General features: G+C 64.9%; 13 protein-coding genes. 7 read left to right on the top strand and 6 right to left on the bottom strand.

The window, feature by feature from the left end:
- Positions 1-97 precede the first annotated feature (97 nt).
- Positions 98-1,330, top strand: a complete 1,233-nt coding sequence (locus IVB36_RS12480; protein WP_247335377.1) for an acetyl-CoA C-acetyltransferase — start codon at positions 98-100, stop codon at positions 1,328-1,330.
- Positions 1,331-1,687: 357 nt separating this feature from the next.
- Complete coding sequence (locus tag IVB36_RS12485) at positions 1,688-1,990, top strand: HU family DNA-binding protein (RefSeq protein WP_007601427.1); 303 nt, start codon at positions 1,688-1,690, stop codon at positions 1,988-1,990.
- A 70-nt stretch (positions 1,991-2,060) separates the two neighbouring features.
- Here IVB36_RS12485 and IVB36_RS12490 read toward each other — a convergent pair whose 3' ends face one another.
- From IVB36_RS12490 to IVB36_RS12510, 5 genes are all read right to left on the bottom strand, one after another.
- Positions 2,061-2,216 (bottom strand): hypothetical protein, encoded by a 156-nt coding sequence (locus IVB36_RS12490; protein WP_247295101.1) that lies wholly within the window; start codon positions 2,214-2,216, stop codon positions 2,061-2,063.
- A gap of 5 nt (positions 2,217-2,221) precedes the next feature.
- Entirely contained in the window at positions 2,222-4,627 is a 2,406-nt protein-coding gene (lon, locus tag IVB36_RS12495; protein ID WP_247335373.1) for an endopeptidase La, read from the bottom strand.
- Positions 4,628-4,635: 8 nt separating this feature from the next.
- Complete coding sequence (locus tag IVB36_RS12500; protein WP_007601432.1) at positions 4,636-5,019, bottom strand: Hsp20/alpha crystallin family protein; 384 nt, start codon at positions 5,017-5,019, stop codon at positions 4,636-4,638.
- Between the two features lie 154 nt (positions 5,020-5,173).
- Positions 5,174-5,740 (bottom strand): ferritin-like domain-containing protein, encoded by a 567-nt coding sequence (locus tag IVB36_RS12505; protein ID WP_085384836.1) that lies wholly within the window; start codon positions 5,738-5,740, stop codon positions 5,174-5,176.
- A 100-nt stretch (positions 5,741-5,840) separates the two neighbouring features.
- Positions 5,841-6,047 (bottom strand): hypothetical protein, encoded by a 207-nt coding sequence (locus tag IVB36_RS12510; RefSeq protein WP_007601434.1) that lies wholly within the window; start codon positions 6,045-6,047, stop codon positions 5,841-5,843.
- Between the two features lie 89 nt (positions 6,048-6,136).
- Between IVB36_RS12510 and IVB36_RS12515 the strand changes: the two genes are divergently transcribed.
- The 3 genes from IVB36_RS12515 to IVB36_RS12525 all read left to right on the top strand — a co-directional run bounded on the left by IVB36_RS12515 (position 6,137) and on the right by IVB36_RS12525 (position 9,375).
- Complete coding sequence (locus IVB36_RS12515) at positions 6,137-6,763, top strand: MarC family protein (RefSeq protein ID WP_247335370.1); 627 nt, start codon at positions 6,137-6,139, stop codon at positions 6,761-6,763.
- Positions 6,764-6,921: 158 nt separating this feature from the next.
- A complete protein-coding gene (locus IVB36_RS12520; protein ID WP_198957640.1) occupies positions 6,922-7,575 on the top strand; it encodes a class II aldolase/adducin family protein in 654 nt (217 codons plus the stop codon).
- Positions 7,576-7,587: 12 nt separating this feature from the next.
- Entirely contained in the window at positions 7,588-9,375 is a 1,788-nt protein-coding gene (locus IVB36_RS12525) for a chloride channel protein (protein WP_085361046.1), read from the top strand.
- A gap of 50 nt (positions 9,376-9,425) precedes the next feature.
- On the opposite strand, the gene IVB36_RS12530 is transcribed toward IVB36_RS12525, so the two are convergent.
- On the bottom strand, positions 9,426-9,683 hold the full coding sequence (locus tag IVB36_RS12530; protein WP_085350586.1) for a DUF2798 domain-containing protein: 258 nt from the start codon (positions 9,681-9,683) through the stop codon (positions 9,426-9,428).
- A 286-nt stretch (positions 9,684-9,969) separates the two neighbouring features.
- Here IVB36_RS12530 and IVB36_RS12535 point away from each other — a divergent pair, with 286 nt between their 5' ends.
- Positions 9,970-10,359, top strand: a complete 390-nt coding sequence (locus IVB36_RS12535) for a hypothetical protein (RefSeq protein WP_247335410.1) — start codon at positions 9,970-9,972, stop codon at positions 10,357-10,359.
- Positions 10,360-11,394: 1,035 nt separating this feature from the next.
- A complete protein-coding gene (locus IVB36_RS12540) occupies positions 11,395-12,015 on the top strand; it encodes a TetR/AcrR family transcriptional regulator (protein ID WP_345947075.1) in 621 nt (206 codons plus the stop codon).
- Positions 12,016-12,064: the final 49 nt, after the last annotated feature.

Consider the following 12,064-nt stretch of genomic DNA (forward strand, 5'->3'; position numbering starts at 1 on the left):
TGAGAGGGCGGGGTGAGGCGGTTCCGCCAGCGCGCATTGACTCCCTTCGCCCGCTGATTCAAAACGCTTCCAACCGTTCAACAAGAGGATAATGCCAATGATCGACGCACTCATCATCGATGCCTGCCGGACCCCGCGGGGCGTTGGCAAGGCCGGCAAGGGGGCGCTCTCGGGCATTCATCCGCAGCAGCTGGGAGCAACCGTGCTGCGCGCGCTCGCGACGCGCACCGGCATCGACACCGCCGACGTCGACGACGTCATCTGGGGCTGCAGCGCGCAGGTCGCAACGCAAGGCGGCGATCTCGGCCGCATGTCGGCGCTGGACGCCGGCTACGACGTGCGCGCGAGTGCCGTAACGCTCGACCGCTTCTGCGGCTCCGGCATCACCGCCGTCAACATGGCCGCAAGCTCGATCATGTCGGGCACGGAGGACCTCGTCGTCGCCGGCGGCTGCGAGATGATGTCGATGGAAGGACGCCGCGGCGGCGGTCCGATGATGATGGACAACGGCAATCTGCGCCTGCGAGCGCGGCATCCGCAGTCGCATCAGGGCGTCTGCGCCGACGCGATCGCGACGCTGGAAGGCATCACGCGAAGGGACGTCGACGCGCTCGGCCTCGAAAGTCAGAAGCGTGCCGCGCATGCGATCGCGAACGGCCACTTCAAGAAGAGCCTCGTGCCGGTGCATCGCGAGGACGGCAGCCTCGCGCTCGACCATGAAGAATATCCGCGGCCGCAGACCACGATGGAAGGGCTGAGCGCTTTGAAGCCCGCATTCCCCGCAGTCGCCGACCATGCGCTCGACGACAGGGGCACGACCTATCGCGGCCTGATCCTGCAGAAATACCCCGACCTCGAGATCGACTTCATGCACCACGCCGGCAACTCGTCCGGCGTCGTCGACGGCGCCGCCGCGATCCTTCTGGCTTCGCCCGCTTACGCCAGGGCGCACGGCCTGAAGCCGCGCGCCCGCGTCGTCGCGATGGCGAATATGGGGGACTCGCCGACGCTGATGCTGAACGCGCCGGTGCCGGCGACGCGCAAGGTGTTGGCGAAGGCGGGGCTGACCATCGACGACATCGACCTGTTCGAGATCAACGAGGCCTTTGCCGTGGTTGCGGAAAAATACATCCGCGACCTCAAGCTCGACCGCGCCAAGGTCAACGTCAACGGCGGCTCGATCGCGCTCGGCCATCCCATCGGCGCCACCGGCTCGATCCTGATCGGCACCCTGCTCGACGAGCTTGAACGGCGCGACTTGAAGCGCGGTCTCGTCACCATGTGCGCGGCCGGTGGCATGGCCCCGGCCGTCATCATCGAACGTATCTAGCGCGAGCGAAGCTCGTCGCGCTCCCTAGAAATAAGGGAGAGAAAGTACCCGCGATCGCCACATCACGACGATCTAGGCTTATTTTCCAGGGTGAATCGCGACCGGACTCCGACAAAGAGGCCGGTCATCGCTTGTCGAAAGCATCGAATCAGCTTTAGCAAGGCTGCGTGCGGGCCTTTGAAACAAGGTAAAATCCGCTGCCTGAGGCTTCTCCCGCTCCGGAAGTGGCTAAAAAGCAGGGTTTTTTGCCACAGAGGGCCAAAAAAGCCCGTAAAACCCCGACAAAACTGTGCAGAAGGCTATAGGCCTTCACCGGTTGGTCTAATATGCAGCCGTCAACGAATCAGAGGAGACACGATGGCCACCCAAATGTCGAAATCGCAGCTGATCGAAAAGATCGCGACCACCACCGAGCTTTCCAAGCGTGACGTCAAGAGCGTCATGGAGACGCTGACCGACGTCGGTCACAAGGAGCTCAAGAAGAACGGCCTGTTCCTGGTGCCGGGCTTCGCCAAGTTCGTGGTCATCAAGAAGCCCGCCACCAAGGCGCGCAAGGGCACCAACCCGTTCACGGGCGAAGAGATGATGTTCAAGGCCAAGCCGGCCCGGAAGATCGTCCGCGCCCGCCCGGTCAAGGCCGCCAAGGACGCCGTGGGCTAACAACGCAAAGGCCCCCTCGAGCGAGGGGGCCTTTTGTTCGGGGCTGTCGCGAGGACTTGAGACGGAGGGCTCAACCCTTGCGGCGCTTCGCGCGGACCGGGATCGGCTGAAGCCGCGGTCCGGATGCCGCCAGCGCATCGCGAACCCCGTCTATGGCGCGATCGAGCAACTGGCGCAACCGCTGCGTCTTTCGCGATTGCTTCGCTTTTTCCAGCAGTTTCTTCATCGCATTCACTCCGCCGCTTCGACCTTGGCCTCGATTTTGGCCTCGGCCGGCTCGAGCGCCGCGGCGATGGCTTCGTCGACGCGCTCCAGCCAGATGAATTCGAGGTTGTCCCGCGCGCTCTGCGGGATATCGTCGTAATCTCGCTTGTTGCGCGCTGGCAGCATCACCCGCTTCAGGCCCGCGGCCGCGGCTGCCACCACCTTCTCCTTGATGCCACCGACCGGCAGCACCAGGCCGCGCAGCGAGATCTCGCCGGTCATGGCGGTGTCGCTGCGCACCGTGCGATTGGTGAGCAGGGACGTCAGCGCCGTGAACATCGCAACGCCCGCGCTCGGTCCGTCCTTCGGGGTCGCGCCTGCCGGCACGTGAACGTGGATGTCGCTCTTTTCGAACAGCTGCGGATCGATGCCGAGCTGCGTGGCCTTGCTCTTCACCAGCGTCATCGCAGCCTGCACGCTCTCGCGCATGACCTCGCCGAGCTGGCCGGTCAGGATCATGCCGCCGCGGCCTGATACCCGCGAGGCCTCGATGAACAGGATGTCGCCGCCGACCGGCGTCCAGGCCAGGCCAGTGGCCACGCCTGGAATGCTGGTGCGCTGCGCGATCTCGCCTTCGAAGCGCGGCTGGCCGAGCACAGTGCCGATGTCCTTTGGCGTCACGACGATCTTGGCAGCCGTGCCCTCGGCGACCTGCACGGCAGCATGGCGGAACAGCTTTCCGATCTCCCGCTCGAGGTTACGCACGCCGGCTTCGCGGGTGTAGCCCTTGACCACCAGCTTCAGCGCCTCCGGCTCGATCTCGGCCTGCTCGGCGGTCAAGCCGTTGGCCTCGAGCTGCCGGCGCACCAGATAGCGCTTGGCGATCTCCAGCTTCTCATCCTCGGTGTAGCCGGCGAGGCTGATCAGCTCCATGCGGTCCAGCAACGGACCCGGGATCTGGTCCAGCATATTGGCGGTCGCGATGAACACCACGCGCGACAGGTCGAAGGGCACGCCCAGGTAATTGTCCCGGAACGTCCCGTTCTGCTCGGGGTCGAGCACCTCCAGCATCGCGGCGGAAGGATCGCCCTGCACGCCGCGGCCCATCTTGTCGATCTCGTCCAGCATCATGACGCAGTTCCGGGCGCCGGCCTTCTTGATGCCCTGGATGATGTTGCCAGGCAGCGCGCCGATATAGGTGCGCCGGTGGCCGCGGATCTCGGCCTCGTCATGCACGCCGCCGAGGCTGACGCGCACGAAGGGACGGTCCATCGCGCGTGCGATGGACTGGCCGAGCGAGGTCTTGCCGACGCCGGGCGGTCCGACGAAGCACAGGATCGGCGCCTTGCCCTGCGGCGCCAGCTTGCGCACCGCCAGATATTCGATGATCCGGCTCTTGATCTTCTCCAGGCCAAAGTGATCGGCGTCGAGGATGCGGCGCGCTTCCTTGATGTCGATCGGCTTCTCCGCGGGCAGTGCCCACGGCAGCTCGATCAGCCAGTCCAGGTAAGTGCGGACCATGCCGGCCTCGCCGGCGGCCTCCGGCATGCGCTCGTAGCGGCGCAGCTCCTTCTTCGCATGTGCATCGGCCTCGGGCGGCATGTTGGCCTTGGCGATGGCAGCGGTCAGCTCGGCCACCTCGGCCGCCTTGCCGTCGCCTTCGCCGAGCTGGCGCTGAATGGTCGCCATCTGCTCGCGCAGGATCGCTTCGCGCTGCCGCTCGTCGAAGCTGGCGCGGGTCTGCTGGCCGATCTCGTTGCTGATGCGCAGCACCTCCAGCCGTTCGGCCAGATGCTTCGACACCTTCTCGACACGCAGAGCGAGGTCGATGGTCTCCAGCACCTCCTGCTTGTCCTGCGGCTTGATGTCCATGAACGAGGTCGCCAGGTCCGCCAGCGCGCCGGGCGCCGTGGTGCCCTGGAACATCGCGACCAGTTCGGGCGGCGCCTGCGGCAGCAGCTCGATCGCCTCGATGGCCTGGCGCTGCAGGTTCAGCCCGCGGGCCTCGATCTCGGGCGTGCTGGTGGTCGGCTCCGGAATCTGCTGGATCCGCGCGGCCGGGAACGGCGTCCCCGGCAGGAAGTCGAGGATGCGCGCGCGCTGCACGCCCTGGCAGACGATGTGATGGGTGCCGTCGGGCGCGGTGATGTAGCGCACGATGTTGGCGATGGTCGCGACCCGATAGAGGTCGTCCGGTCCGGGCTCCTCGGTCTCGGGGCTGCGTTGCAGGACGATGCCGACCGGTCGCTGCTCGCGCAGCGCCTGTTGCGCGGCGGCGACCGACTTCGGCCGCGCGATCGCGATCGGCGCGATGGCGCCGGGGAACAGCACCATTTCGCGCACGGGAATGATGATCAGCGCGTCTTCGGGAATCTTCACGTCGGAATTGCTCTGGGGATTGGTCGGTGCGGTATTCATTGGTTCGGTGGTCATGATCGACCTCAGGATTTGGCGAGGCGCAGCGCGACGCAGCCGTCCATCACGAAGCGGCTGATGGCGTAACGGCCAACGGGCAATGCAATGCGGCGCTCAAAACGCCCCTGCGGCAGTTCGAGCCGGTGGATGCGGGCGTTGCGAAGCTCTGGCGGAAGGGTGCGCTGGCCGGAGATGACGAGCACGCCGTCATGGATGACAGTCTCGACATTGTCGGGATTGACGCCGGGAAGCGCGACCAGGATCAGGAGCTCATGCTCGGTTTCGAGCACGTCGATCGGCGGCTCCCAGCAGGCTTCCTGCCGGCCGAACTGCTGGCGCAGCCGTTCGGCGCGGGTCAGCGAGTCCAAGGCTTCGGACAGCATCCAGTCGAGGGGATTTTTGGGTTGCATGATGCGGGCTCGGCGGGTGAGGAACGCTGAATATGGGGCCGGTTCCCGAGAATTCCAGCCCGGCTGCGCGCAGGTGCCATGCGGATCGTGCGATCCGAAAACAAGCGCCGCGGCCTTCCGGGCCGCGGCGTTCCGTCGTCACCCTATGTGTGCCTCAGGCCGCCTGGCGGTATTCCTCTTCCGCCTCGAGGTTGATCACGGAGGTGGCGAGCTCGGTCAGGGCGTGATCGGTCGCCTCTTCCTCGTCCAGCGTCGCCTGCAGCAGCTTTGCCGCGTCCTGCATGCCGAGCTCCTCGGCCCAGGTGCGCAGCGTGCCGTAGCGGGAGATTTCGTAGTGCTCGACCGCCTGCGCGGCTGCGAGCAGGCCGGCGTCGAGCGCAGGCGCGTTCTTGAACTCCTTCATGATCTCGGCACCTTCGTCGGTGATGCCGTTGATCGCTTCGCAAGGCTTGCCGCGGGCCGGCTTGCCCAGCATCTTAAAGATCTGGTCCAGACGTTTGACCTGGCCCTGGGTCTCGCGCAGATGCTTGTTGAAAGCCGCCGCGAGCTCCTTCGAGTTGGCAGCCTTGGCCATCTTGGGCAGGGTCTTGATGATCTTGTTCTCGGCGAAATAGATGTCCTTGAGCGTCTCCAGGAATAGGTCGCTCAACATCTTCGGCGCCTGACGGGCGCGGCCCGTCGACGATTTCTTGCTTGTGCGCTTCTTTGCTCGTTTTGCCATACATCCTCCTCTTGAGGTGACGCGCGAAGGCATCGCCTTCCGCAATCCTCAGGCGATCAAAAGCTTTCGGAGAACGAAAGTTCCAAACTGCAGCCTGCGCTCAGGTCGGGCGCTTGTAGGGATCTTCCTGCCGCTGCCGCGCCTCGGTGTTGCGGTCGAGCTGCGCGCGCTCGCGGCGCCGCAGGCGCCCCGCCTTCGCCACGCCGTAGACGAGGACCGCACCGAGCACGAAGGCACCGATGAACCAGAGCCAGAGCAGGTTGCCCGAAAGGTGACCCAGCAACATTCCAATTCCACTGTCACTCATTGTGCATCTCCGGTGATTTTCAAAGCGGTTCTATCGGGCTAAGTCAGTCCGCCAGCCATCGTTCCTGCGTCCAGGGAGCCCACCGAGACATGATCGACTTCACCCTGTCCGCGTTCGTGACGCTGCTGCTCGTGGTCGATCCGGTGGGCCTTGCGCCGGCCTTCCTCGCTGCGACCGGAGGCATGCCCGACAAGACCATGCGCACCATCGCGCTGCGTGCGCCGCTGATTGCGGCGTCGATCCTGGTGGTGATCGCCCTGATCGGAAACTGGCTGCTGCGCCAGCTCGGGATCGGCATCCCCGCCTTCCAGATCGCCGGCGGGCTGCTGCTGTTCGGCGTGTCCTACCAGATGATCTTCGGCGACCGTCCGCATCGCGAGGCCCGCGAGGCCGATAAGGCAACCTCGGAGCATGCCTCCGACGTCGCGGTATTCCCGCTGGCGATCCCGATGATGGCCGGTCCCGGCGCGATCGCGACCACGCTGCTCCTGACCGGCGATGCCGGCTACGGACCGAGGCTCGCGATCATCATCGCGGTCGTGCTCGCCGTGTGCCTGCTCTGCATGCTCTGCTTTGTCTCCGCGAACATGATCGCGCGGAGCCTCGGGCGCACCGGCAACGCCGTCCTCTCGCGCGTGCTCGGCATGCTGCTCGCGGCCTATTCGGTGCAGTTCGTGATCAACGGCATCGCTGCGGTCCGGGCAAGCTTGCCGTAGAGCTGCGACAATCTGTTAATGCGTTGATTTTCATGTTTATTCCATGATGCCATGAGGCGGCTGGCGGGATCGCGCGCGATCCGGTCCGCTTTCTCTTGCGCTGCCATATTGCTTGACGTACTCCCCGTCTGACAGGCGCCCATCGTCAGGAAATCGAGATGTCGATGACAGCGGACGAGCTCGACAAGAGACAGGCCATCATCGGCGCCTGCCGCCGCATGAATGCGCTCGGCATCAACCAGGGCACCTCGGGCAATATCAGCGTCCGGCATGTGGACGGGCTTCTGGTCACCCCGACCAGCGTGCCCTACGACGCCATGACGCCGGACCAGATCGTGTTCATGACGATGGACGGCTCGCACGCGCCCGATCAGAAGCCGTCCAGCGAGTGGCGCTTCCACCTCGACATCCTGAAGGCCCGGCCAGACGTCGACGCCGTCGTCCACGCCCATCCGACCTATTGCACCATCCTGGCGATCATGGGCCTGGAGATCCCGCCCGTGCACTACATGATCGCGGCCGCCGGCGGCGACAGCATCCGCTGCGCGCCCTATGCCACCTTCGGAACGGCGGAGCTGTCCGAACATGCCGTGCGGGCGCTGGAGGGCCGACTTGCCTGCCTGCTCGACCATCACGGCATGATCGCGATCGGCAAGTCGCTGGACAAGGCGATGTGGCTCGCGGTCGAGGTCGAGACGCTGGCGCGGCAATATCACGGCTGTCTCCAGATCGGAGAGCCGCCGCTGCTGTCGAGCGCCGAGATCGAGCGGGTCCGCCAGCGCATGTCCGGTTACGGCATGTCGGAAGGGTAGGGCGGACAGAACGTGTTCCTGCGGATCAGACATCTCGCCGACCGCAAGGGGACGAACCGCATCATGGTTCGGCTGCGGGCGCTGCTACGCAGCAACGAATTCTATCTGATCCCGCTGGCGCTGGTGATCGGCACGCTCGCCGGCGCCATCGTGACGCTGATGGCCGAGATTGCGCAGATTGCCCACATGGTGATCTACGGCATTCCCATCGACGTCCGCCTGTCCGCCAATACCAGCGTCAGTCCGTGGGCCGCGCTGATCGCGCCCGCGCTGGGCGGGTTGGTGCTTGGGATCATGGAGTGGTGGCGGCGACGGCTCAAGCTCTCCAGCGCGGTCGATCCGATCGAGGCGAACGCACTGCGCGGCGGCAATCTGTCGATGCGCGACAGCGTGGTGGTGTCCAGCCAGACGCTGATCTCGAACGGCTGCGGCGCCTCCGTCGGCCTCGAGGCCGGCTATACCCAGATCGGCTCGGGTATCGCCTCGTTGCTCGGCAAGTTCTTCAATCTGCGCCGCAACGATCTGCGCCTGATCGTCGGCTGCGGTGCCGCTGCGGCGATCGCGGCGGCCTTCGGTGCACCGATCACGGGCGCCTTCTACGCCTGCGAGCTGATCGTCGGCGTCTACTCGGTCGGCAGCGCGGCGCCGATCCTCGCCGCCTCGCTCGCGGGCGCCCTGACCGCGCAATGGCTCGGCGGCGCGCCATACTCGCTCGAAATACCCAAGGTCAGCGCCGTCGGCGTCGAGCAATATCTCGCGCTGATCGGTCTCGCGCTCGTCACCAGCGGTGTCGGCATCGCCGTGATGCGCTCGTCCTCGATGTTCGAGCGCCTGTTCAAATGGCTGCCGGTCTGGTTGCGCCCGGTGATCGGCGGCCTCATCGTCGGCGGTTTTGCGATCGTCACGCCGCAGGTGCTGGCGGCCGGCCACGGCGCAATGGTGCTCGATCTCTTTCACGACATGACGATCGGCCTGATCGCGCTGATCATCGCCTTGAAGGTGACGGCCTGCCTGATCTCGCTCGCCTCCGGTTTCCGCGGCGGCCTGTTCTTTGCCTCGCTGTTCGTGGGCAGCCTGATCGGAAAGTTCTTCTCCGCGGTGCTGCTCTTGATCAGCCCGAACTTCGTGATCGATCCGCTGGTCGCGATGCTGACGGGCATGGCGACGCTGGGCGTCGCCATCGTCGGCGGTCCCTTGACCATGTCGTTCCTCGTGCTCGAGATGACCCGCAACGTCGACGTTACCGCCGTGGTGCTCGCCGGCTGCATCGTCACCTCGATCTGCGTCCGCTTCATGTTCGGGCACTCCTTCTCGACCTGGCGCCTGCATCTGCGCGGCGAGACCATCCGCAGCGCCAACGACGTCGGCTGGCTGCGCAACCTCACCGTCGAGCGGCTGATGCGCTCAGATGTTGGCAAGGTGCCGTCGACCACGACGATCGCCGCGGTCCGCCGCGAATTCGCGCTGGGCTCGCGGCCCGGGATCGTCATCGTCAACAATGCGGACGAATATGTCGGCCTTGTCCTGCTGCCCGACCTGTTCTCGGGCGACCTCGACACCATCGCCGACGAAATCCAGGTGATCGAGCTCGCGCGCCTGACCGAGATCGTGCTGATCCCGGAAATGAACGTGAAGTCGGCGATGGCGGTGTTCGACGAGGCGGAGGCCGAGATGCTGGCGGTGGTCGATTCCACCGACAGCCGCAAGGTGGTCGGCTTCCTTACCGAGACCTTCGCCCGCCGCCGCTACGTCGAGGAGATCGACAAGGCGACGCGCGGCGTACTCGGCGCGCTGTCGTAAGGTCACGCGGAAGCGGGACGGCGTGCGTCATGCGCCGCCGTCCGCGCCTGCTATCGGCCTGGCTGCAAGGGAGCAGCGACGACGCTAGCCACGATCCGGCGGACCAGTGGCAGCACCATCAGCAGCGTCGGAAAGGCGACGAGCCATGACAGCGCCCAGGCGCCCGGCCAGGTCGCGAGGAACGCCGGCGTTGCGCCGAGGCTTCGAAGGGTGGAAATGACCGACACCACGGCTGTCATGAGGATGGACAGCACAAATGGCATCACGATCGACGCATAGCGCGCCGGCAGTTTGCGAACCGCAATCATCTGGTTTCTCTTGGAATAAGACGCGTCAGTCACGGTGAACCCAAGAATGGCATCGATCCCGACGGCGTCGGTTGATGCGTTGGTTCACGTAAAACGCTTACGGCGACCGAAAGACGGTGCGCCTGTTCATTATCCGCTCATGTTGGATGGTTCAAGCTGGATCTGGACGTTCGATCTACAATCGTTCAACGCGTGGCAGATTGCCGCGATCACGAAACCATTTCAGTGGTTTGGACGTTTAGTCTTGTTTGATTATGTCGCTTCGAGCGAGAACAGGAAGGTCAAGATGAATAAAGGACCGATGATTTCCGCAGCCGGCCGCAGCGTTGGGCTGGCAGCTTTCGCAAGTCTTGTTCTGATGACGGCCCCGATCACCCCTTCGGCTGCCAACTCGCCCGCGCCCACCAAAGCCGCTGCCGCGGGCTCGGTCGCTCCGGCTGCCACCGATTTCAGCGCGGCTCGCCGCCACCACTATTATCGGCGAGGTCCGAACGCTGCAGGCCTCGCTTTCATGGGCGTGGCGGCAGGTCTGATCGGCGGCGCGATCGCAGAGAGCAGGCGCCAGGAGTACTACGAGGACCGCTATAATTACGGTCCCGGTCCTTACTACGGCGGCCAGAGATATTACGGCGGCGGTCCCTACTATGGTCCGCGTGGCTATTATCAGCCGTATTAGGCGCCTGTCCTCGCCGCAGTCTCGTTCTCGCCAATGGGCGGTGTTTTGCACCGCCCCTTGTTGCTTCTGCGCGAGGCGTCTCATTGCGCGACCTGTGTCGCGGGCGCGTCAATCCCCTCCAGAAAAAAAGATTCCGCTTTACCGAAATTCGGAATTGGCGTATGTGTCGCCCATCCCGGCTCATCCTTGAGGGGCGATCTTGTGGTCGTCATGTTCGCGAGCCGGGCTTGCGGTGGACGCGGCAGCGTTCGGGTGCGAGAGGCCAAGGGCAGGGCGGATTGCTCTCCGTGAGCCCAAGGCTTCGTTCCGACGAGCGGCGCTGCTAGGCTTCGTCTCGTCTGTAAGTTTCCGGCTCCGTCGACAGGGCTGGAAAAACTGCGGCGAAATGGCGAGCCGTGCGTACGGCAAAACCGTGTGGTCCTGGCCGTCGTTGCTACGGTCAAGCCCTGGCGAATGCGGCATCCGCGTCAACCGGCGCGGTGCCGGTGACTTTCGTTGGGGCGAGGGAGGCCAAAGAGAACTCGGCTCCCGAGAGAGCACGGCATAAGCCGTCCAACCATCGCGCAGGGAAGGCCGAGTGATTGGCTACACCTGTATGCTGCTGTGCGGTTTTCCTGCGTGTGCTTTTCGCGCAGCGGACCGCGGGGTGCCAGCCGGCACCCGGCCTTCCCTGCGCCCTCTTGGACAAGAGGGTGGAGCGATCAAGCAAAGCTCGGGCGAAATCAGCCGCGAGGATGAGAAGGCATGTCTGCAAGTTGAAATGTGCGCAGGACCGCGATGTGGCCTGCGCCGTGGCGATGCCCGGCAGTCAGGCGTAACAACCTCAAATGTCGTCGTGGCTAAGGCCAGGACCATACCGCGAGGTCTATCGATTTAAGGCGGTATCAATCCCACCGAACGAATGTCCGCCCAACCCCTTCCCTGGGATAATGGGTCCTGGCCTTGGCCAGGGACGACGCCGGAGTTAGTGGCCCTACCGCCCCAATCACAACCAAGTGTCTTTGTTTGGAAACAAACATTCCCTATTATCCCGCAATGCAAAAAGCGGCCCGCAAATCCAGCTCCGTCGCCCGTTCGCCCGGCCGTCCGCGGGAGTTCGACATGGACACCGCGCTCGACAGGGCCGTCCGCGTGTTTTCCGAGCGCGGTTATCATGCCACGTCGATCGGCGATCTCACCGCGGCGATGCGGCTGGCGACGGGCAGCGTCTACAAGGCGTTTCGCGACAAGCATGCGGTGTTTCTCGCCGCCTTCGAGCGCTACGCCGCGCTGCGCCAGGAGCAGACGCGCAGCGCGGCGGCAAAAGGCGCCAATGGCCGCGAGCGGCTGCGCAACATGCTGCTGTCGTATGTAGAGCATTCCCAGGGCAGCGAGGGGCGGCGCGGCTGCCTCGTGGTCGGCAGCGCGGTCGAATTGTCCGCGGTCGATCCGGTGGTCGCCGCCCTCGTCAGCGCGCGGCTCGAGACCAACGAAGGCTTCATCGCCGGCCTCATTCGCGAGGGGCAGGCCGACGGCTCGATTCCCCGCCATGTCGCCGCCGCCGACACCGCGCGCCTGATGATCTGCATCACGCAAGGCCTGCGCGTGGTCGGCAAGGCGGGCCTTTCGCTCGACGGCAAGCGCCTGGTCGCCGTCGCGATGAAGCTGCTCGCCTGAATTTTTTGTCATATTAGGAAACGACCGTTTCCGATATCTGGAGAGCCTG

This window comes from Bradyrhizobium sp. 35 (genome assembly GCF_023073215.1).
Lineage (GTDB): Bacteria > Pseudomonadota > Alphaproteobacteria > Rhizobiales > Xanthobacteraceae > Bradyrhizobium > Bradyrhizobium canariense_D.